Source organism: Sphingobacteriaceae bacterium GW460-11-11-14-LB5, assembly GCA_002151545.1.
In the GTDB taxonomy this organism is placed as follows: domain Bacteria; phylum Bacteroidota; class Bacteroidia; order Sphingobacteriales; family Sphingobacteriaceae; genus Pedobacter.
The window spans coordinates 3,834,425-3,858,581 of the sequence record CP021237.1; the positions used below are offsets into that span (position 1 = coordinate 3,834,425).

Annotated in this window: 15 protein-coding genes; 11 read left to right on the plus strand and 4 right to left on the minus strand. The window is 38.5% G+C overall.

What is annotated here, in order from left to right; all coding sequences use genetic code 11:
* Positions 1-68: 68 nt before the first annotated feature.
* The 3 genes from CA265_15250 to CA265_15260 all read left to right on the plus strand — a co-directional run bounded on the left by CA265_15250 (position 69) and on the right by CA265_15260 (position 2,985).
* Positions 69-1,178, plus strand: a complete 1,110-nt coding sequence (locus tag CA265_15250; GenBank protein ID ARS43014.1) for an ABC transporter permease — start codon at positions 69-71, stop codon at positions 1,176-1,178.
* 111 nt (positions 1,179-1,289) lie between these two features.
* Positions 1,290-2,246 carry a restriction endonuclease subunit S gene (locus CA265_15255; protein ID ARS40933.1) on the plus strand — a complete coding sequence of 319 codons (957 nt, stop codon included), beginning with the start codon at positions 1,290-1,292 and terminating at the stop codon, positions 2,244-2,246.
* 55 nt (positions 2,247-2,301) lie between these two features.
* Positions 2,302-2,985: a hypothetical protein gene (locus tag CA265_15260; GenBank protein ARS40934.1), complete on the plus strand. Its 684-nt coding sequence runs from the start codon at positions 2,302-2,304 to the stop codon at positions 2,983-2,985.
* A gap of 179 nt (positions 2,986-3,164) precedes the next feature.
* Here CA265_15260 and CA265_15265 read toward each other — a convergent pair whose 3' ends face one another.
* The 4 genes from CA265_15265 to CA265_15280 all read right to left on the minus strand — a co-directional run bounded on the left by CA265_15265 (position 3,165) and on the right by CA265_15280 (position 6,528).
* On the minus strand, positions 3,165-3,740 hold the full coding sequence (locus CA265_15265; protein ARS40935.1) for a TetR family transcriptional regulator: 576 nt from the start codon (positions 3,738-3,740) through the stop codon (positions 3,165-3,167).
* A gap of 1 nt (position 3,741) precedes the next feature.
* Positions 3,742-4,152 carry a hypothetical protein gene (locus CA265_15270; protein ID ARS40936.1) on the minus strand — a complete coding sequence of 137 codons (411 nt, stop codon included), beginning with the start codon at positions 4,150-4,152 and terminating at the stop codon, positions 3,742-3,744.
* A complete protein-coding gene (locus CA265_15275) occupies positions 4,152-5,192 on the minus strand; it encodes a phenylalanine--tRNA ligase subunit alpha (protein ARS40937.1) in 1,041 nt (346 codons plus the stop codon). Before CA265_15275 ends, CA265_15270 begins: the two co-directional genes overlap by 1 nt.
* Positions 5,193-5,340: 148 nt before the next feature.
* The gene (locus CA265_15280) at positions 5,341-6,528 is read right to left on the minus strand and encodes a glycine C-acetyltransferase (protein ARS40938.1); all 1,188 of its coding nucleotides are present in this window, start codon (positions 6,526-6,528) and stop codon (positions 5,341-5,343) included.
* Between the two features lie 248 nt (positions 6,529-6,776).
* Between CA265_15280 and CA265_15285 the strand changes: the two genes are divergently transcribed.
* From CA265_15285 to CA265_15320, 8 genes are all read left to right on the plus strand, one after another.
* Positions 6,777-9,224, plus strand: coding sequence for a hypothetical protein (locus tag CA265_15285; protein ID ARS40939.1), 2,448 nt, complete (start codon positions 6,777-6,779; stop codon positions 9,222-9,224).
* Positions 9,225-9,349: 125 nt separating this feature from the next.
* Entirely contained in the window at positions 9,350-10,285 is a 936-nt protein-coding gene (locus CA265_15290; GenBank protein ID ARS40940.1) for a hypothetical protein, read from the plus strand.
* A 376-nt stretch (positions 10,286-10,661) separates the two neighbouring features.
* A complete protein-coding gene (locus CA265_15295) occupies positions 10,662-13,562 on the plus strand; it encodes a transcriptional regulator (GenBank protein ARS40941.1) in 2,901 nt (966 codons plus the stop codon).
* A gap of 362 nt (positions 13,563-13,924) precedes the next feature.
* Complete coding sequence (locus CA265_15300) at positions 13,925-16,930, plus strand: SusC/RagA family TonB-linked outer membrane protein (GenBank protein ID ARS40942.1); 3,006 nt, start codon at positions 13,925-13,927, stop codon at positions 16,928-16,930.
* A 65-nt stretch (positions 16,931-16,995) separates the two neighbouring features.
* A complete protein-coding gene (locus CA265_15305) occupies positions 16,996-18,414 on the plus strand; it encodes a RagB/SusD family nutrient uptake outer membrane protein (GenBank protein ID ARS40943.1) in 1,419 nt (472 codons plus the stop codon).
* A 62-nt stretch (positions 18,415-18,476) separates the two neighbouring features.
* Positions 18,477-19,859: a beta-glucosidase gene (locus tag CA265_15310; protein ARS40944.1), complete on the plus strand. Its 1,383-nt coding sequence runs from the start codon at positions 18,477-18,479 to the stop codon at positions 19,857-19,859.
* A gap of 1 nt (position 19,860) precedes the next feature.
* Positions 19,861-21,603, plus strand: coding sequence for a xylosidase (locus CA265_15315; GenBank protein ID ARS40945.1), 1,743 nt, complete (start codon positions 19,861-19,863; stop codon positions 21,601-21,603).
* A gap of 147 nt (positions 21,604-21,750) precedes the next feature.
* Complete coding sequence (locus CA265_15320; protein ID ARS40946.1) at positions 21,751-24,048, plus strand: beta-glucosidase; 2,298 nt, start codon at positions 21,751-21,753, stop codon at positions 24,046-24,048.
* Positions 24,049-24,157 lie beyond the last annotated feature (109 nt).

Sequence of the window (24,157 nt, forward strand, 5' to 3'; positions counted from 1 at the left end):
CCTGAAATCTAGTGCATAATACATTTTTTAAAAAAATATAATCCAGCAGAACCAACATGCAAAAAGATATACACGAAAGAAACTCAAACTCCCCTTCAGGGGCTGTGGGTTACAGTAACACCACAGCAACCCTTGCCCTTGCCAAAGCGAGTTTCAGATCGATTATGCGAAGCCCTTCGGCAGTGGTATTCACCCTTGCTTTCCCTTTAATATTTATTCTGGTCTTTGGATTTTTAGGTGGTGGCGGAACACGCATTGATGTTGGTGTGACCCCAGGCGCTGATTTAAATAACCCGGTGATGGGCATGCTGGAAAAAACAGGGATGATTCGTCTGGTAAAAGATAAATCAAAAGCCGAGTTTGATAAACTACTTGAAAAGGGAAATGTTGATGCCATGATTGATGTGCATAGAAAAGTAAATTCTGCGGCTTATTCGGTTAATGTGGTATACACTTCTGCATCGAGGGATAAAGGCGGGATTTTAAAATCAGTTTTAAACAATGTTCTTTACGACAAAACTTTAAAACCTACAGTAGCAGAAATAAAAGAAAGTACCATTACAGGCCGCGAATACAAAACCATTGATTTTATCCTTCCGGGCCAGCTAGGCTTTTCACTATTGAGTACAGGCGTTTTCGGAACAGCATTCGTATTTTTAAGTCTGCGCCAAACCTTAGTCATTAAACGTTTCTTTGCGACCCCCGTAAAGCGTTCGAGCATTGTTATCGGCGAAGGTATTGCCCGAATTGGCTTTGCATTAATTGGCGCGTTGTTTATTATCTTAATTGGCCATTTCTTCTTTGGCTTTACACTTGTACATGGCGCACTTACGGTCGTCAATATGCTTATACTCGCTACGCTTGGTGTGATTGTTTTTATGGGCTTTGGTTTTATCATTTCGGGCATTGCCAAAAACGAAAGCATGGTGCCTCCAATATCAAACATTATTACCCTGCCCCAGTTTTTATTATCGGGAACCTTCTTTTCTATCGAAGCTTTTCCAAGCTGGCTACAGCCCATTAGCAGAGCATTGCCCCTCACCTATTTAAACGATGCCATGCGCAAAGTAGCTTTTGAAGGATTAGGTTTATGGGATGTTAAATTCCAGATTATGATCCTGTTACTATGGGGTATTGGTATTTATGCAGTTGCGGTAAAAGTGTTTAAATGGGAATAACTAAATAAGATTTTAAATGATAGCAAATCAGCTATCATTTTTTTTTGATAAAAATTTTTAATATCGGATAAGTAAATTTTTTAGTTTAACCGATAATTAGTAAATTTGGGTATGTGGGAATTCGATTTAAGTGATTTAGAAGAGCTACTACCTCAAATAGAAAGGCTGTACGAAAAAAAAGCCAGGCTAGAAACCTCGAGGCCCTTGCCCAATAGCGCGCTAAATCGCATCAAAGAAGACCTCACCTTAGAATGGACTTATAACTCCAATAGCATAGAAGGAAACACCTTAAGTTTGAAAGAAACCCAAATGGTTTTACAGGAAGGGATGACCGTTAAGGGCAAATCTTTAAGGGAGCATTTTGAAGCTTATAACCACGAAAAAGCCATCGATTACCTCTACAGCTTAGTCAACAAAAACTACAAGCTCAGAAGTATCGATATTTTATCACTTCATGGCTTAGTGCTCAGAAGTATTGAAGATGATTATGCAGGCCGCTTAAGAAATGGTGGTGTTCGTATTGTTGGTGCAAATTTTACACCACCCAATGCCAATAAAGTTTCTGATTTATTAGATGAATTAATTGGCTTTGTTAATAATAATCCACTAGGCTTAAATGATATTTTACTATCTGCTATTTTCCATCATAAATTAGTTTGGATACATCCTTTTTTTGATGGGAATGGCCGCACTGTAAGGCTTGCCATGAATTTACTACTCATGCGAAATGGCTTCCCTCCTGCTATTATCCTCAAAAACGATAGAAAGAAATACTACGAGGCCCTTAATCAAGCAAACAAAGGTAAATACCATAAACTTTGCCTATTGATGTTGCAGGCCTTAGAGCGTTCGTTAAATATTTATATAAATGCATTGCCAGGAAACGATTATGGAGATTATGAACCCATATCTAATATTGTTTCAGAACCCGACGTGCCATATGGGCAAGAGTATGTGAGCCTGCTGGCCCGACAGGGCAAAATAGATGCCTACAAAGAAGGGCGGGATTGGCTTACCACAAAATCTGCCGTACAAAGCTATATCAAAACGCGTAAAAGAAAACGTTAACCTTTTTTAACTTTTTAGCGGGTGATATTGATGTAATTTTAGCAAAAAATATTTAATGAAAAGTTTGATCATCTTTTGCAGTATTTTACTGATAACCCATACTTCGAAAGCGCAGTTTAAATTCCTGGCCAATAACAGTTCCAACCAATACAAAGCCAAAATTTTTGTCGATAAATGTGAAGGAAATGCTTGCAGCGGAAAAGCTACAATTATTATTTATGATAAGGTCTCAGACAGCGAAGTGAACACTTTCCATTCTGAAGATTTAGATTTCGGCTTAACTGAAACTCAAAATGCCAAACTTGGATGGCTGGAACTCGGAAAATACCAAACCCCTTTAATTTTTGGGGATTTTAATTTTGACGGCCTTGAAGATCTCGCCATTAGAAATGGTAATAATGGCGCTTATGCCAGCCCATCATATGAAGTCTATTTATCATCAAAAGAAAATAAATTCCTACTGAGTAAGGAACTTACCAAACTGGCGAGCGAAAATCTGGGCATGTTTGATATTGATAAAAAAACAAAGCAAATTGCCATCCATCAAAAAGATGGATGCTGTTTTGATAAAACCATCAACTACAAATTTGATACTAAAAACGTACCATATGAAGATTCATCAGTTATTGAAGATTCGAGCATCGCAGATAACGTGACGGTGATTACTCAAAAACTTGTAGATGGAAAAATAAAAAGAACTGTGCAAAAATTTAAAATCAAAGATTATTACAATCAGTAGCAGCGGCTGAACTGGTGATTGGATGCGAGTTATCGTCATTTCGAGTGAAGTGCAACGCAGCCGAGAAACACGATTGCTCAGCGTAGCTAAATCTATCTGGAGAGCACTTTTGATTTAGATCTCTCCACTCCGCCAGACTCCGGTCGAGATGACGAACCTGTCCTTAAAGACTTTTCTATTTAAAGTGCTGCTTTTACCAAAAAAGGCAATATTTCTTTCTGGAAACTTACAAAGTTTTTACGAACGTCAGAATCGCTAACGGAAGTAAATGCAAATGAAAACACAATGCTTTTACTTGCCTTGAGTAAAAAGGCTAATCCTTCTCTTCTTGCAGGATTATTTTTAAAATTATCCAATTGCAAATAAGCAGCCAATAACAAAGCTTCCAGCTGATCTGATAAATGTTTTAAAAATTCCTGTGAGTTAGCATTTTCACGAACAAAATCCCAACCGATAAATTCATTACATGCCGTAAATGATAATCGGCTTGTTTTCATTACCAGTGCTTTTAAGTGCTCTTCTTCTGAAGCGTAACTTACTTTATTGTGCAATATTTCATAAAGGTTTTGATCCAGGTAATCCATCAGGATACTATCTAAAACCTGCTCCTTACTTTCAAAATATTTGTAAATAGTTGCTTTAGCGATACGGGCCTTTTTTGCAATTTCGTTTACACTGGTTTTGTGATAACCGTATTTTCTAAAGAGTTCTTTGGCAGCCTTTTTTACTGTTTCTTTTATTTTTTCAGCTTCCATTTTAATTGCTTACGTGTATTAGTGTATTGCCTTGCAAAGAAACATTATATGCTTTTAAGCTTCTTTCTGCCGGTGCTTTTTGAGGGCTACCATCAAGCAGTGAAAATTTAGCACCCGAACAAGGGTCGGTTGCTGTTACTCCACTGTCATCAGGGGCCACCTTGCAGATTTTCTCCGGGTTTACGGTACTACAGCGATCGAAAGCAACATAGCCTCCAAGTGGTGTTTTTACAATCAGTAGTCCACCTACCCCGTTATTCGAAACGACCAATACGTTATTTACCGATTTCAGACTAAATTCGGTTATCGTTACATTATAATTTACAGGCACATCAGGAATGTAACCTTCATCTTTACCGCAACCTGTGGTAATGAGCAGTACAAACAATATGCCGTATAGGTATTTCATCATTAAATTAAAGCAGATTTAAATTGCTTTAAGAAACGCGCATCATTCTCAGAGAATAAGCGCAAATCTTTAATTACATATTTTAGATTGGCAATACGCTCTATTCCCATTCCAAATGCAAAACCACTGTATTTTTCTGAATCGATACCACAGTTTTCCAAAACATTTGGATCGACCATACCACAACCTAAAATTTCTACCCAACCACTGTATTTACAAAGCTGGCAGCCAGAACCTTTACAAATGGTGCAAGAAATATCCATCTCTGCAGATGGTTCGGTAAAAGGGAAATATGATGGACGGAAACGCACTTTGGTACCTTCTCCGTATAATTCCTGAACAAAATAAAATAAGGTTTGCTTTAAATCGGCAAATGAAACATTTTCATCAACATACAACCCTTCTACCTGATGGAAAAAGCAGTGTGCACGGGCAGAAATGGCTTCATTACGGTAAACACGGCCCGGCATAATTGCCCTGAATGGCGGCTGACCTTGTTCCATCATGCGCACCTGTACTGAGGAAGTATGCGTACGTAAAGCAATATCGCCTTTCTCACCACCTTTTTTTATGAAAAAAGTATCTTGCATATCTCTTGCAGGATGCTCTTCAGGGAAGTTTAGTGCGGAGAAATTATGCCAATCATCTTCAATTTCAGGACCTTCTGCTACTGTAAAACCAAGTTTTGCAAAAATCTCTACAATTTCTCTGCGTACCAGTGCTAAAGGGTGGCGCGAACCAATTTCGAAACCTTCGCCAGGTAAAGTTAAATCCTGTTGTATGCTTTCTGTTTTCGCTTCAGCATTTTCTGTAGATTCTTTTAAAGTGAGGTATTTAGATTCTGCCAGTTGTTTAAACTCGTTTAAAACTTTACCTAATGATCTTTTTTCCTCAACAGAAACCGATTTAAATTCGTCGAAAATTTCTTTGATTATACCTTTACTCCCTAAATATTTGATGCGGAATTGCTCTAACTCGTCTGCTTTTTCAGTTACGAAAGCATTAATTTTATCGGTATATTGTGTTATTTTATCCTGTAACATGGCTTCAAATATACAGCAAAATATCCAATAATTTTAGGGTTGATGAGTTCAAATAATCTGTTTACAATACCATTATAAAAGAAAATGAACCCATAAACTATAAAAGCCGCTTTAAGCGGCTTTTATAGTTATCGTAGATCAGCAGGTTTTAAATTACACCTAATTCTTTACCTACTTTGGTAAATGCTGCAATAGCCTTATCTAAATGATGTTGCTCGTGTCCGGCTGATAATTGTACACGAATCCTCGCTTTGCCCTGAGGTACAACCGGATAAAAGAACCCGATTACATAAATACCCTCTTCTAACATTTTTGCGGCGAATTGCTGTGCAATTTTTGCATCGTACAACATTACCGGAACAATTGGGTGGAAACCTGGTTTAATATCGAAACCAGCCTCCGTCATTTTCTCACGGAAATATTTTGTATTATTTTCTAATTTATCTCTTAATGAGGTGGTTTCGCTTAACATATCCAATACCGCAATAGATGCTCCTGCAATTGCCGGTGCTAAGGTATTAGAGAACAAATAAGGACGTGAGCGTTGGCGCAACATATCGATAATTTCTTTCTTACCAGAAGTAAAACCACCAGATGCACCACCTAATGCCTTACCTAATGTACCTGTAATGATATCGATACGGTCGATCACATTGAAATGCTCGTGCGTTCCGCGACCGTTTTTACCAATAAAACCAGTACAGTGCGATTCATCAATCATAATCAATGCCTCATATTTATCAGCTAAATCAGCAATTTTATCTAATGGAGCAACAGAGCCGTCCATAGAGAAAGCACCATCGGTAACAATAATTCTGTGTCTGCAATCTTTGGCTGCAATTAATTGTTTTTCCAAATCTTCCATATCGGCATTTTTATAACGGAAACGTTGTGCTTTACACAATCTCACCCCGTCGATAATTGATGCGTGATTTAATTCATCAGAAATAATCGCATCTTCTGCATTAAACAATGGCTCAAAAACGCCACCATTTGCATCAAATGCCGCAGCATATAAAATGGTATCCTCAGTACCTAAAAACTTAGAAATCTTAGCTTCCAGTTCTTTGTGCACGTCTTGTGTTCCACAGATAAAACGCACTGAAGACATTCCATAACCATGATCGTCGATTGCTTTTTTAGCCGCTTCTATCACTTTTGGATGAGAAGAAAGTCCTAAATAATTATTTGCACAAAAGTTGACTACTTCAGCACCACCGCTTACTTTAATGTCGGCACCCTGAGGTGTAATAATAATACGTTCGCGTTTAAATAATCCAGCGTTTTCGATTTCTTCAAGTTCTTTTTGAAGAACAGGTTGTAATGTTTTATACATGGCCTTTTTATATGGTTGATTTTACGTCCAAAGTTATAAAAAAAAGTCTTTTCTGACCTAAAAAGGCAATTTTATCCCTATATTTTGCAGACAAACGTTTGATCAATTCAGTAATCAATGCCAATCTGGTGTTATTTTTAAAAACCGTCTATCCAGATTATTTTTTTTCGATCTTAACAAACTTTAACACACACCTATATGTATAGTCTTAAAAGTTATTCGATATTTATAGCTTACTAATCTAACTTATGATAAGAATTTGCGCGCTCCTGTTTTTTTGTAGCCTTACCAATATTATTTTAGCACAACAGTTTACCATTACAGGTACAGTTAAAGATAATAGTGGACAACCTATTCCTTTTGCTTCGGTTTATTTAAAAAGTACAACCAGTGGAACATCGGCAAATGTTGATGGGAAATACGCTATGAAATTAAAAACCGGCCAATATACTTTAAGTTTTAGGGCCGTGGGGTATAAACAGCAAGATCATATTATTAATCTTTCAGCAGATCAGTCGCTTAATGTAACATTAACATCAGAGAGTTATACTTTAGAAAACGTAAACATCAGGGCAAATGCTGAAGATCCGGCTTACGCCATTATCCGTAAGGCCATTAAACAGAGAAAAACACATCTAAATGAGGTTAAAGCGTTTAGTTGCGATGTTTATATAAAAGGTGTACAACGTTTAAGGGGTGCTCCTAAAAAGTTCTTTGGCCAGGACATCCAAAAAGTGTTAGAGCTCGATACCAACAGAAAGGGCATCATTTATTTATCAGAATCTCAAAGCAAGTTTAATTTCAGAAATCCAAATGATGTGCATGAGGAAATGATCTCTTCAAAAGTTGCCGGGAGAAATAATTCTTTTAGTTTTAATAAGGCATCTGATCTAATTATTAATTTCTACGACAATTACCTGCTTGAAAACAAATTGAGTGCGAGGGGCTTCATCTCTCCAATTGCAGATAATGCCTTATTTTATTATAAATACAAATTACTCGGCGAAACCAAAGAAAACGGAGAGCTGATCCACAAAATCCAGGTGATTCCCCGTCGTGAAAACGACCCGGTATTCAGAGGGATTATCTATATTATCGACGACAGCTGGAGAATATACAATACCGATGTTTACCTAACCAAAAACGCAGGGATCAATTTTATTGATACCTTAAACATCAGTCAGCAATTTACCAAGGTTAAGGATGTTTATATGCCTACCGCCATTAATTTTCAGTTTGCCGGAAATGTGCTGGGATTTAAAATTGCGGGTTATTACGTGGGTATTTATAGCAACTACAATATCGATCCAAAGTTTCCTAAAAACTTCTTCAATGGTGAAATACTGAAAATAACGGAAATGGTTAATAAAAAAGATTCCGCTTACTGGACCAATAACAGACCTATTCCTTTAACGGAAGATGAAAAAATTAATTACGTTAAAAAAGACAGTATTGCAAAGTTAAAAGAGTCGAAAAAATACCTTGATTCAATAGAAAAAGACAATAATAAGTTCGGAATAGGCAAACTGTTGCTTAGAGGGGTAAGTATTAACGACCGGTACGATAAGGAATATTGGTATTTTGACCCGGTGCTTAAAGCTATATTTTACAATACGGTAGAAGGTTTTGCGGTAAAATATGGGATTACTTACAGAAAGGATTTCGAGAATAGAAGATCTTATTCCATTCGTCCTGAACTGAGATACGGTTTTGCCAACCAAAAACTTACGGGAAGTTTGACCGGGAGTTACTATTACAATCCCCTTAAAAGGGCAAGTGTAGGTGCATCATTCGGAAACGGCATTTTTGATCTGAACAACTTAGGCTCCATGACTGCATTGGGCAATACGATTAACTCGCTACTTTATGAAAAAAACTTCTCCAAATTTTATGAGAAAAGTTTTATTAACATTAATACCACCAGAGAACTGGCAACTGGCCTGCAGGGAAGCGTAAGTGTAGATTATAGCAAAAACAAAAGCTTAACCAATAATTCTACCTTTAAATTCTTCGATGCAAAAGATAGGGAGTTCACATCCAACAATCCTTTTAGTCCAGCTACTGAAACACTACTCTTTCCTACCTATAAATCATTAAGTGCCACCGCGAGTTTAACCTATACCATTGGTCAGAAATACATTACCCGTCCTGATGGTAAGTTTTATACCGAATCGCGATACCCTAGAATTACAGTTTTGTACAAAAAAGGATTTAACAATGTTTTAAACAGTGATGTTGATTATGATTTTGTAAAGGCAGAGGTATATCAGGATCGGATTGGATTAGGTTTATTAGGCTATACTTCATTTTTGGTTGGTGCAGGTAAATTCCTGAACAATAGCAAAATGTATTATCCTGATTTCAAACATTTTTCAGGTAACATCTCTACCATCTTCCCGCCTAACTTAAGAAAGTTTCAATATTTAGATTTTTACCAGTTTAGCACCAATCAACAATACTTCGAAGCGCATTTAGAACATAATTTTGCAGGCTTTTTTATGAATAAAGTTCCATTACTCCGTAAGGCCAAGTTGGAAGAATTTATTGGTGGAGGCTATCTTTCGTCGCCCGAAAAGCGGAATTATAAAGAATTTTATTTCGGCATTCAGCGTCTGGTGTTAAGGGCGAGTTATGGTTTTGCATATGATGGCGGACGTAAATTAACACAAGGATTTAGGATTTCTTACGGATTTTAATACGGCTGAAGGTGTAGGGTTTAAGGCGTAGGGTAATGCCTTCTACCGTAAGCCTTTTAGCCTTCAACCTTTTTTACTATCTTTGCCCCGCTTTAAACGCCGTTTGCAACGGTATCAATAGCGTTATGAAAAAATATCAGACACTACTTTACTATTGCTATAGTTACATAGCAGATGCAGAACAATTTGCTGCCGATCATCTTAAATTTTGTAAATCGTTAGACCTGGTTGGACGTATTATCGTTGCCGATGAAGGATTAAACGGAACGGTTTCCGGAACCGTTGAGTCTTGCGATGCTTATATGAAAGCGGTACACGCCGATGAAAGATTTGCAAAAACAGAATTTAAAATAGACCAGGTTGAAGAGCCTTCTTTCCTGAAGATGCATTGCCGTTATAAATCAGAAATTGTACATTCTGGTTTAAGGGATACCTCAATCATTAATCCGAATGAAAAAACAGGCAAACATTTAGAACCTGTAGATTTCATGAAAATGAAGGATGATGAGGATGTAATTATCCTTGATGTTCGTTCTAATTATGAGCATAATTTAGGTAAATTTAAAAATGCAGTAACGCTTGATATTGAAAATTTTCGCGATTTTCCTGAGCAGATTAATCAACTTGCCCAATACAAAGACAAGAAAATATTAACCTATTGTACCGGTGGTATTAAGTGCGAAAAGGCTTCTGCTTTGCTTTTACACCATGGTTTTAATGATGTTTATCAATTACACGGTGGCATTATTAAATACGGAAAAGAAGCTGGTGGTAAAGACTTTGAAGGCAAATGTTATGTTTTCGACAACCGCATTGCAGTTGATGTAAATGAGGTAAATCCTACTATTGTTTCGGTTTGCTATAACTGTGGTAAAACTACCCCAAAAATGATTAATTGCGCCAATCCGGAGTGTAATGAGCACATTACCCAATGCGACGAATGTGGCGATCAGCTTCAGGGTTGCTGCTCAACAGCATGCACCACTAACCCACGCAAGCGCCCGTATGATGGTACTGGTTATTATGTAAAGGTTCCGCAGCCTGTTGCTGTGAAGGCGTAAAGAAATTAAGTTACTATAAATATAATCCTCTTTTCAAGAGAATTTATCTTTCAACGGATCAAACTGACTGACAAGGGGTTATTATCAATGTGATAACCCCTTGAAATCGTGAAATTATGGTATCGTCACCCTGAATTCATTTCAGGGTCTACCTTGCAGGAAAGATGCTGAAATAAATTCAGCATGACGATCGCATTAGGCAATGAGTATTAGCCACACTTAGCTATGAACCATCAAACTATAAGCCATAAACTGTAACATGAACCACTTACCTAAGCAATTTGGCAATCAACCATGAACTAAAAAACCATTAACGCCAGGACAACGGTTAAACGCTCGCCCGTATTAAACAATTTTTCATTTACTTTGTGTAATAATGGCTTTACCCGGTTACCATTTTATGCTAAACTACTTCAGGCTGCTAATACTGCTATGCTGCTTCGCTATAAATACCTATGCATCAGAAATTAAAAGCATAGGCGTTCCCTATATAGAAAATTATCCAAAATCTGTTTATTCATCCGGTAACCAGAACTGGAGCATAGCAAAAGATAAAAATGGCGTAATGTACTTTGGCAATGCCGAAGGATTATTAACTTTCGATGGGCGTTACTGGCAGAAATACCAGATGCCGAACAGGCAGATCGTGCGATCAGTCGCTACAGACAAAGGCAGGATTTACACAGGAAGTTTTGGCGAGTTCGGCTACTGGTCCATTAAGAACAACAAACTAAGCTACAGCTCACTTACCAATTTACTACCAAAAGGCGTCAAAATCAATGATGAAGTTTGGAAAATTTATGTTGACCAGAATCGGGTAATTTTCCAATCTTTTTCGAAGATTTTTATCTACAAAAACAACAAAATCGAGGTCATAAAATCCCCGTCCTCATTTCTTTTCCTTCATAAGGTAAACAGCAGGTATATTATCGAGGTGCTCGAAAAAGGTTTATTTGAACTTATTGGTAACCAATTAATCCATATCCCAAACAGCGAAAAGCTGGGCAAAGAGGGCATATTGTCTATTCTCCCTTATAAAACCAATGGCCTGATCATCGGCACAAGTAAAAACGGGCTATTTACGTATGATGGAAAAGATTTCAGTCCCTTAAATACGAGCGCCAACAACTATCTTAAAACCTATCAGCTCAATAATGGTGTGAGTTTACTGGGCAAATATTTTGCATATGGTACCATCCTTAACGGTTTGATTATTATTGATGAAAATGGAAAAGTTGTTCAACGCATCAATAAATCCAGTGGTTTACAAAACAATACTGTTTTAAGTTTATATGCCGATAATGAGCAAAATCTTTGGGCAGGGCTGGATAACGGGATCGACCGGATAGAACTTAATTCACCCTTATATTTTTATTTCGATAAAACGGGTCAGTTTGGAACTGTGTATTCCAGTATTATCTTCAACAATAAAATTTATCTGGGTACCAATCAGGGCTTGTTTTATAGCCAATGGTCGCCAGATAACCTCCTACCCTTTAATTTTCAGTTAATCCCCAACTCACAAGGCCAGGTATGGGAACTAACCATTATCGATAATGAGTTAATATGTGGTCACAACAGCGGTACATTTAAAGTAAATGGCGATAAAATTGACTGGCTATCGAGATCTTCAGGTGGCTGGACCATTAAAAAGTTAAATTCAAATCCAAATTACCTTATTCAGGGCACCTATACAGGGCTTTCGCTATATACAGAATCTTCGGCTTCGGGATTAAAATTTGCTACTAAAATTGCAGGTTTTGATGCCCCATCAAGATATGTGGAACAAGACAACAAAGGAGACATCTGGGTGGCACATGCCTACAAAGGTTTATATAAGCTTAGCTTAAGTGCCAATTATGCGGGGGTAACCAGCACTAAATACTTCGACGAAAAAAACGGGCTTCCCGGCAATTACAACATTAATATATTCAACCTAGAGAACAAGATTGTTTTTTCTTCTGATGCCGGCTTTTATACCTACGATGAGCTAAGTGATAAATTCACCAAATACGAAGCCCTCAATAAAGAGCTTGGTTCTTTTGAGTCTTCCAATAAGATTATTAATGCAGGGGGTAAAAAATACTGGTTTATCAATCATGGCAAAACTGCTTTGGTTAATTTTAGCGAACCAGGCAAGGTAGAAATAGATTCAAATCAGTTTAGCATTTTAGATGGCCGGATGGTTCAATATTATGAGAATATAAGCCGCATCAGCAATTCTATTTACCTGATTAGTGTTGATGATGGTTTTGTGATCTATAACCCAACAGCCAGGCTCAATGCGCAAAAGCAAAAACTTCCTGCAGTCTTGATTAGGCGCGTAGAGGATATTACGGATAAGTTTTCACTCATCAGCGAAGCGGGTAATTGCGAGGAATCAACAGAGATCCAAAACAGCCGTAACAATATCCGTATTTCCTATGCACTCCCTTATTACCGGCAGGCTAAGGTTAAATATCAGTTTTACTTAGAAGGCTATTCGAGGGCATGGTCTGACTGGACTTATGCCACAGAGAAAGATTTCACCAACTTAAGTGCAGGCAATTATATTTTTAAAGTAAGGGCAAAAACAGACGACAGCTCAGTAAGTGAGGAAGCCGTTTACACATTTACCATTTTACGCCCCTGGTATTTAAACAACTGGGCCATTTTGTGCTATGCCATCTTATTTGTGGTTGTATTAATTCTGGGCAAGAAAATTTATGAAAGAAAACTCCGCAGGGATAGTCAAAAAATCAGCGACCGTTTACAGGCGGAGCAGGAAGAGATATTAAGACAGGAAACTGAAACCAACGAGAAACAGATCATCAAACTCCAAACGGAGAAATTACAGGCCGAATTAGCCTCGAAAAACAGAGAACTGGCCAATTCAGCCATGACCCTTGTTTATAAAAACGAACTACTCCAAAAACTGAGTGATGAGATCACTAAATTAAAAGATGAAAACGGGAAAAAGCTATCTGATGATCAGACACGCAAAATCCAGAAAGTGATCAATGATGGCATGAACGATGAACGTGACTGGCATTTGTTTGAAAACAGTTTTAACGAGGCGCACGAGAGTTTCTTTAAAAAGTTAAAAGCACAACATCCAGATCTTGTTCCGAACGATTTAAAACTCTGTGCCTACCTCAGGATGAACATGAGCAGTAAGGAAATGTCGTCACTGTTGAACATCAGTTTAAGGGGTGTAGAAATACGCCGGTATCGCCTGCGCAAAAAGCTCGAGGTACCTCACGACAAAAACTTAACTGAGTTTTTGATGGAGCTTTAATCTTCGCTATAATCAAATTCAGCGATCAAAATTACTTCGCTAAGCCTCGGGAACGTTTGCATAAAAAACAGTTTTTGAGTCTTTTTCTGGCTATCTTACCAAATCGGCACTACATCATTACCTCTCATGGCTGGTTTCTTAGCCCCACAAAACACTTAGTGTTAGTTATACACTTGTGCATGTGTTAATGTTATGTTAAAATCTAAAAAAACTGCGTTTTTAGCCTAAAATGGCATCTGGTTTATTTCGTTGAGATACCCCATCGCACCCTTTGATGTATTAATGTAGAGGTAAAAACACTTGCACATCAACAAAAACAACCTCACATTTAACTAACAATTAAACTAAATTAATAATAAAGCATGAAAAGAATCTTTACAAGAATTTCTGTTCTCGCTGCATTTTGTTTGCTAACAATTAACGTAGCACTAGCGCAAAACATTACTGTAAAAGGTAAGGTAATTGATGGAGGTGATAAGACACCTCTACCAGGCGTAACTATCTTAGTTAAAGGAACACAAAATGGCACGCAAACAGATGTGAACGGCAACTACTCTATAAGCGTGCCGGGTGACGCCACATTGGTATTTAACTTTGTAGGTTATACAGCACTTGAGCAAGCTGTAAACAATCAAACTACCCTGAATGTATCATTAGCTTCATCAACACAACAACTAGAGCAGGTTGTGGTTGTAGGTTATGGTACGCAACGTAAAATTGATGTCACAGGGGCTGTGGCTTCGGTAAAAGGGGAAGATATTTCAAAACAAGCTTCAGTAAATCCAGTTGGTGCACTGCAAGGTAAAGTTGCTGGTGTTTCAATTACCAATACGGGTACACCTGGTGGTTCTCCAACAATAACCATTAGGGGTACAGGAACAATTTATGGTAAAAGTGTCCCTTTATATGTGGTTGATGGTGTTTGGTACGATGATATCAACTTCTTAAATCCTGCAGACATTGCAAACATCAGTATTCTAAAAGACGCCTCTGCCCAATCTATTTATGGTATTAGAGCTGCAAACGGCGTGGTTTTGGTAACAACAAATAAAGGTAAGAAAGGCGATGCTGTAATTAATTATAATGGTACAGTTGGCTTCCAAAAAGTTACCAATCAGGTTGAAATGGCAAATGCTAGTGAATACGCTGCTGCAGTTAATGAGGCTTATGCACTTCAAGGTGCTCAGCCTTTATTTGCAAATACAAATTTAGGTGAAGGTACTAACTGGTATGATGTTGTTTTAAGAGAAGCGTTGGTTACGAACCACCAGCTTTCTATTAGTGGTGGAAGCGAGAAATCTACCTACAACTTATCATTAGGTTATTTAAACCAAGATGGTATCGTTAAAAACAACAATTATAAAAGATATACAGCAAGATTATCAAATGATTTTCAAATTTTCCAGCCATTAAAAATTGGATATAATGTTACGGCGACATCAAGCAAATCTAAAGATGCTCCTTCAACCATTTTCAGAGCATTGTACGCAGCTTCTCCAGTTGTTCCTGTATTTAATGCTGATGGAAGCTACGGAGATCCAAATGCCTTTAACTTAGGTAATGGTAGTAACATGAACCCACAGGCAACGCTGGATTTTTTCAATCAACAAACTACAAAATATAAAGTTACTGGTAATGTGTATGCAGAATTGAAATTTTTAAAAGATTTTACTTTCAAAACAAGTTTCGGTGGTGATTTTGGCCAGGAGGAAGTTCGAGGTTATATTCCTGTTTATAAAGCCAGTAATACTCAACAAAATACCAACAGTAGATTAGATATTGATCGCATCGAAAATAGAAACTGGATTATAGAAAACACTTTAACATATGATAAAAAATGGACAGACCATAGCTTAACAGTTCTTGTTGGACAAACAGCTCAGCGTAATAAAATGTATACCATTAATGCTGATGCATTAAATGTTCCTTACACATCAGAAGGCGACTTATATTTAGCCTTGGGAAACGCAGCAAGTCGAAATATTACAGATAGTGGAGAGTTGTCAACATTTGCATCTTATTTTGCTAGAGTAAATTATAGTTACAAAAACAGATATCTATTAAATGCTTCGATCAGGAGAGATGGAGCATCACAATTTTTCGGATCAGATAACTTATGGGGTAATTTCCCTTCAATCGGAGCTGGATGGGTAATTTCGAATGAAGAATTTATGAAAGATCAAAAGATCTTTAGTAACTTAAAACTTCGGGGTAGCTGGGGTAAAGTTGGAAACGCAGGTGTTCCTTTCAACCCATCAACTCAAACAGTTGATCAATCTGCTGGCTTAGTTGCAATCTTCGGAGGTCTTCCATACACAGGTGCAAGTATACGTTCAATCGTTCCTCCTTTCTTATTATGGGAAAGAAGTGCAGGAACAGATGTTGGTTTAGAGATGGGATTCTTAAACAACAGATTAACGGTTGAAGCCGATTATTACAGCAGAAAAACTGAACAAGCCATTTTCGATATTCCAGTATTTGGAAACTTAGGTACAGCAAACAGCACTTTAATTGCTAACCAGGCAGATATTCAGAATCGTGGTTTTGAGTTTTCTGCTACCTGGGCAGATAAAACCGAAGGAGGATTTTCTTACTCTGTTAGTGGAAACGTGGGGATTAATAATAATAAAGTATTAAATGTAACTTCAGGATCAAACCCTATCTACAGAGGTGGTGCTGGTATTACGAGTGGATACCTTTCTACCAGAACGGTGAATAACCGCCCAATAGGTGAGTTCTTCGGATACCAAGTAGAAGGTGTTTTCCAAACAGATGCTGAAGCTGCTGCATGGCCAGGTTTTAAAAGAGGTGATTTTAAATATGCAGACATTAATGGTGATGGAATTATCGACTTGAGAGATAGAGTTGTTCTTGGTAACCCGAATCCTAAATTTACCTACGGTGTTAACACCAACTTTGCTTACAAAAACTTCGACTTAACTTTAGACATTCAGGGTGTGGCAGATGTTGATGTATTTAATGCCAACTTAAGTAACCGTTTTGGTAATGAAAATTACACTAAAGATTTCATTAGTAACCGCTGGACGAGTGCCGGAACTTCAAACACTTATGCATCTGCAAGTTTGGCTAGTGGCTTAAATAATGCACCTAATTCATTCTATGTAGAGAAAGGTGATTATATCAGATTGAGAAACATTCAACTTGGATATACACTTCCACAAGTAATTAGCAACAAAATGAAAATGCAGCGTTTAAGGTTATTCGTAAATGCACAAAATGCTGTTAATATTTTTGGATACAAAGGTTTCAGCCCTGAGGTTGGCGGAGCTCCAACGAATGCAGGAATTGATACAAACGTTTATCCTTTATTCGCTACTTATAACTTCGGAGTTAACGTAACTTTCTAATCGACATCAAAATGAAAAAATATATAAACTTACCGTCTTGCATTTATGCCACCATTTTTGGCACAATGTTATTTACATCATCATGTAAAAAAGACTTCTTAAACGTTCCACCTCAAGGCCAGCAACCTTCTGTTACTTTTTGGAAAACACAAGATGATGCATTGAAGGGTGTGAATGCTATTTACGCTCAGCTTAGAAGTTGGGATAATGTTGCATTTAATGCAATTGCCATTGAAAGTACAGGATCTGACGAGGCTGATAAAGGTAGCACACCAACTGATGCTACATTCTTTAACTTGTTCGATCAATTTACTGTAACTTCTACTCAAGGTAGCTTACAAGGATTTTGGACTGGGCAGTATCAAAACATCAATCTTTGTAATCAAGTACTGGATAACGTACCTAATATTGGTATGGATGCATCACTAAAAGCAAGAATTTTAGCTGAGGCTAAATTTATTCGTGCATACTCTTATTTTAGATTGGTTAGGGCTTACGGCAATGTTCCATTAAGACTTACAGTACCTAAAGACAACTCGGAGTACAATATTCCACAAAGTGATAAAGCCGTAGTGTACGCTCAAATCGAGAAAGACTTAACAGACGCAGCGGCAGTATTACCTCAGTCCTATGCATCAACTGATTTGGGAAGAGCGACTAAAGGTGCCGCTTTAGGTATGAAAGCTAAAGTTGCGATGTATCAGAAGAAGTGGGCAGATGTATTGGCGCTCACGAATCAGGTTATGACTTTAGGTTATGATTTATTTCCTGATTTTGAAAAAGGATTTAGAGTAGCTAATGAAAACAGTGTTGAATCAATTTTCGAGGTTCAGGCTGAATTATTACCAAGCAACTCTGCTGCATCAAACTCTCAGTATAGCCAAGTTCAGGGTGTTGCAGGAGTAATGGGCTGGGGATTTAATACGCCTTCAGCAGAGTTAGAGGCTGCCTTTGAAACTGGTGACCCGCGAAAAGATGCAACAATATTATTCAGAGGAGAAACTACACCTCAGGGTGATCTTGTTCCTACAACCGTTCCTAATGCACGTTACAATCAAAAATCATATGTTCCTTTTAATACAAGGGTTTCAGGTTTCAATGAAGGTGCGCAACAAAACATTAGGGTATTAAGATTTTCTGACATCTTACTAATGAACGCAGAAGCAGCAAATGAACTAGGTAATAATGCCCAAGCCCTAACTTCTTTAAATAGAGTTAGAAAAAGAGCACGGGGTGCAAGTGTCACAATCTTACCTGATGTTACTACGACAGACCAAACAGCTTTAAGAAATGCAATCTGGAAAGAAAGACAGGTTGAGCTTGCTATGGAAAACGATCGTTATTTCGACGTAATCAGACAAGGTAGAGCACTTGCCATTTTTGGCCCAAAAGGATGGAAAGCCAATAAAAATGAAGTTTGGCCTGTTCCTCAAACTGAAATTGATTTAAGTGGGGGGTTACTTAAACAAAATCCCGGTTACTAAAATTATCATAAAGTAAAGGTTGCTAGTTAAATCTGGCAGCCTTTATTTCTTTATCCAAGCCCATGTTTAAAATAGACCTAAAGAAAATTACTCATTTACTTATAGCCGTAAGCTGTTCTTCTTTGTTTATTACAGCTTGTACGAAAAGTAAAAATACCAACTATAATCCTGACCTATCAATCAGGAAAAATCTTTCCGATATAGAACTATTAGATCTGGTTCAAAAACAAACCTTCCAGTATTTTTGGGATGGAGCCGAACCCACTTCAGGAGCGGGCAGAGAGCGTTTCCATGTGGATAATGTATATCCTGAAAATGACAAAAACACAGTGGCTACCGGAGCAACGGGCTTTGGACTAATGGCTATTTTAAGCGGGATTGACAGGGGTTATGTGACCAAAAAAGATGGATTAGACCGTTTAAATAAAATACTGGATTTTTTAACCAAAGCCGATCGCTTTCATGGGGCATGGCCGCATTGGATAAATGGCGAAACCGCTAAAGTACGTCCGTTTGGGCGAAAAGATAATGGAGGTGATCTTGTCGAAACTTCTTTCGTTGCACAGGCTTTAATCTGCATCAACGAATATTATAAAAATGGAACCGAACCCGAAAAAGCATTGGCAAAAAAAGCCGATGAGCTTTGGAAAGGTATCGATTTCAACTGGTACCGCAACGGACAAAATGTGTTGTATTGGCACTGGTCGCCAGAGTACAATTGGGAAATGAACTTTCCTGTTAAAGGCTATAACGAATGTTTAATCATGTACGTTATGGCCGCCTCATCTCCTACGCATGGCATCCCTGCCGAAGTTTATCATGAGGGTTGGGCAAGAGGAGGTGCAATTAAAGCTAATTTCGATCTCTATGGCCATCATATCCCATTAGATTATCAAGGTGCAAAAAATTCTGTAGGTCCTTTATTTTGGGCACATTATTCCTATTTAGGCTTAAACCCAAAAGGCTTAAAAGACCGCTATGCCGATTATTGGGAAAACAATGTCAATCAAACATTGGCCATTCACGATTACTGTGTAGCCAATCCAAAGAAATTTAAAGGTTATGGCGAAAATAACTGGGGCTTAACTGCCAGTTATTCGGTAAAAGGTTATGCCGCGCACAGCCTTCAGGAAGATTTCGGGGTAATCTCTCCCACTGCTGCCATATCATCTATCCCATACACCCCAAAAGAATCGATGAAGGTCATCAGACACCTTTACGAAAACCTGGGCGATAAAGTGTGGGGCAAATACGGTTTTTATGATGCCTTTTCAGCGCAGGACAATTGGTATCCAAAAAGATATTTGGGGATCGATCAGGGGCCGATGGTGGTGATGATCGAAAATTACAGATCAGGGCTGCTGTGGAAATTATTTATGGGAAATAAAGATGTTCAGAGCGGGTTAAACAAATTAGGTTTCGACCATCCAGCTTTAAAAAAATAAAATGAGAAAGTTAATTACATTAATATTTTTGGTCTGCACGATTTCCGCTTTTGCACAGAAACAAAAAACCTACTGCAATCCAATTAATGTTGATTATGGATACACACCCTTCGAATCTTTTACCGAATGGGGCAAACACCGGGCAACGGCCGATCCGGTGATTGTAAATTATAAGGGCGATTTCTACCTTTTCAGTACCAACCAGTGGGGTTATTGGCATAGTGCCGATATGCTGAACTGGAAATTCCACGAAAGAAAATTTCTTCGTCCATGGAACAAAACAAAAGATGAACTCTGTGCACCAGGAGTAGGCATTGTTGGCGATACCATGGTGGTTTTCGGCAGCACCTATACTAAAAACTTCACCTTATGGGGAAGTACCGACCCTAAAGGGAACAAATGGTTTCCATTGGTAGATTCGTTAGAAATTGGCGGCTGGGATCCATCCTTTTTTACCGATGATGATGGCAAATTTTACATGTACAATGGGAGCAGCAATAACTACCCCATGTACGGTGTAGAATTAGACCGCAAAACTTTTCAGCCTAAAGGTACGCGCACGCCTATGTACCTGCTTCAGAGCTGGCGTTATGGCTGGCAGCGTTTTGGCGAATATATGGACGATACTTTTCTCGATCCTTTTGCCGAAGGCGCATGGATGACCAAACATAATGGCAAATATTACTTTCAATACGGCGCACCGGGAACCGAATTTAGCGGTTATGCTGATGGTGTGGTGGTTGGAAGCAAGCCTTTATTTTACGATAGCCCATCTGTACCACAATCTGATCCTTTAAGTTATAAAGGCGGTGGATTTTCTCGCGGTGCAGGTCATGGTGCTACCTTTCAGGATAACAGCAAAAACTACTGGCACATTTCTACCAGCATTATTTGTGTAAAAAATACCTGGGAGCGCAGAATGGGTATCTGGCCAACAGGTTTTGATAAAGATGATGTGATGTGGACGAATACTGCCTTTGGCGATTATCCACTCTATTTACCTGCCGAAAGGAAAGAAGGTGGACCGGCGGGTCCGGGCTGGATGCTCATCAACTATAAAAAGCCGGTAACTGTTTCTTCTACATTAGGCAGCTTTAATGCCAATAATGCCGTTGATGAAAGCATTAAAACCTACTGGAGCGCCAAAACCGCAAATAACGGAGAATGGATCCAGACTGATCTGGGCAGCCTGGCTACCGTTAATGCCGTCCAGATTAATTATGCCGATCAGGATGCCGAATTTATTGGTAAACAAACGGGCATTTATCATCAATACAAAATCCTGTCTTCAACCGACGGAAAAAAATGGACTACCCTTGTTGATAAAAGCCAGAACAAAACCGATGTACCACATGATTATATCGAGCTCCAAAAGCCAGTTAAAACCAGGTTCATCAAAATGGTCAACATCCACATGCCTACAGGTAAATTCGCCATTAGCGGATTACGTGTTTTCGGAAACGGAAATGGTGAAAAACCAACAAAAGTTAATAACCTGATTGTACTGCGGACAGAAAAAGATAAACGCAGTGCCTACATCAAATGGCAACCCGTTGATCGTTCATTTGCCTATAATCTTTACTATGGTACAGCACCAGATAAATTGTACAACTGCATCATGATCCACGATTTTAACGAATATTGGTTCAAAGCAATGGACAGCCAAAAAGCGTACTATTTTGCTATTGAAGCAATAAATGAAAATGGCGTATCGGCAAAAACCGAAGTGAAGAAAGTTGATTAATAAAATAGCGCACGCTCGTTTGTAACGAATGTGAAAATAAACAATCGCTTAAAGCGATTAACATCTAACCCGATGAAATCGTAAAGTGATTAGGCACTCGCTGGAAACGAGCGCCAGCATTTAATAAAAGAATAAAATACACACATAATGAAGAGAGCGAATATCCTGGTTGTTTTTTTAACCCTGCTTGTACTGAACGGATCAGCACAAACCAAAAAACCTGTTTCGACAGAAGAGGCAAAGATGAATACTTTCATCAGCAACCTCATGGCGAAAATGACTGTTGATGAAAAAATTGGTCAGCTGAACCTGCCTAGTTCTGGCGATATCACGACCGGACAAGCCAACAGCAGCGACATTTCTAAAAAAATCAGAGAGGGACAGGTAGGTGGATTATTTAACATCAAAGGTGTAGATAAGATAAAGGCAGTTCAAAAAATTGCAGTAGAAAACAGCCGCATGAAAATTCCTTTACTTTTTGGAATGGATGTGATCCACGGTTACAATACGGTTTTCCCAATTCCATTGGGCATGAGCTGTGTATGGGACATGAATACCGTACAAAAATCGGCCAGGGTTGCCGCAATAGAAGCCAGTGCAAGTGGTATCAACTGGACCTTCTCTCCTATGGTTGATATTTCGAGAGATCCACGCTGGGGCCGCATTTCAGAAGGAAGTGGCGAAGATGCTTATTTAGGTTCGCAAATTGCTGCCGCCATGGTAAAAGGTTATCAAGGAAAACTCCAGGCCACTAACGAAATTTTAGCCTGCGTAAAACACTATGCGCTTTACGGTGCAGCCGAGGCCGGTAGAGATTACAATACCACCGACATGAGCAAAGTGCGCATGTACAACGAATATTTTCCACCTTACAAAGCCGCTGTTGATGCTGGTGCAGCCAGCATTATGGCCTCTTTCAATGAGGTTGATGGCATCCCTGCAACTGGTAGCAAATGGTTAATGACCGATGTTTTACGCAATCAATGGGGTTTTAAAGGCTTTGTGGTAACCGATTATACCGGTATTCCTGAAATGATTGCACACGGCATGGGCGATTTACAAACGGTTTCTGCCCTGGCTCTAAATGCAGGCATTGATATGGATATGGTAGGCGAAGGCTTTCTGGGTACGCTAAAAAAATCATTAGCAGAGAAAAAAGTTGGCATCACACAGATAGACAGGGCTTGCCGCTTGGTGCTTCAGGCCAAATATAAACTGGGTTTATTTGCTGATCCTTATAAATTCTGCAACACAGAAAGAGCAGAAAAAGAGGTTTTTAGTCCAGCCAATCGTCAGGTTGCACGCGAAATTGCAGCAGAAAGTTTTGTGTTATTAAAAAACAAAAATAATGTACTTCCGTTAAAAAAATCAGGTACAATCGGTTTAATTGGCCCATTGGCAGATAACACGGCCAACATGTATGGTACCTGGAGTGTTGCTGCGCTTTTTGATCAATCGGTAACAGTACTTCAAGGTTTAAAAAATGTGATTGGAGATAAGGCGAAGATTTTAACCGCACGCGGGGCTAATTTTTTAGCAGATTCTACCATGGAACACCGTTATGTAAACATCCACAACCCTACCTACAAACGCGACCCACGCACAGAAGCTGAAATGATTAAAGAAGCTTTAGAAGTGGCCAAAAAATCGGATGTGATTGTAGCTACCATTGGTGAGGGTTCTGAGTTTACAGGCGAAAGTAGCAGTGTTACCGACATCCAGATTCCCGAAACACAGAAAAACCTGTTAAAAGCTTTGGCTAAAACAGGCAAGCCAGTGGTATTGGTATTGTTTACGGGCCGTCCCTTAGCCTTGAACTGGGAACAGGAAAATATCCCGGCTATTTTAAATGTATGGTTCCCCGGTAGTGAAGCAGGAAATGCAATTGCTGATGTACTTTTTGGTGATGTAAATCCTTCTGGCAAATTGAGTACCACTTTCCCTCAAAACGTGGGTCAGGTACCATTATACTATGCACATAAAAACACCGGTCGACCTTTGGCTGAAGGCAAATGGTTCGAAAAATTCCGTTCCAACTATTTAGATGTAAGCAATGATCCTCTATATCCATTCGGTTTTGGTTTAAGCTATACCTCATTTACTTACAGTGATGTTAAACTGAGCGCAAATACATTAAGCAAAGGAAAATCGATCACCGCATCGGTTACGTTAAGTAATACTGGGAAATATGAGGGTAAAGAGGTTGTTCAATTATACATTCAGGATCTTGTTGGAAGCATTACCCGCCCGGTTAAAGAGCTAAAAGGTTTCCAGAAAATTAATTTAAAAGCCGGAGAAAGTAAAACCATCACTTTCAATATTTCCGAAAACGATCTTAAATTTTACAATGCTGATTTAAAATTCGTTGCAGAACCCGGCGATTTTAAAGTATTTATAGGAACAAATTCACGCGATGTAAAAGAAACATCTTTTACGCTGAAATAAAGACAATTAGGTTTGGTTATAAACCCTGTGCTATTGTAAAATAGCCAGGGTTTTCTATTTTTGTTAAATGAAACCATCATAATTTATCAAACAACACACGGTAATAACA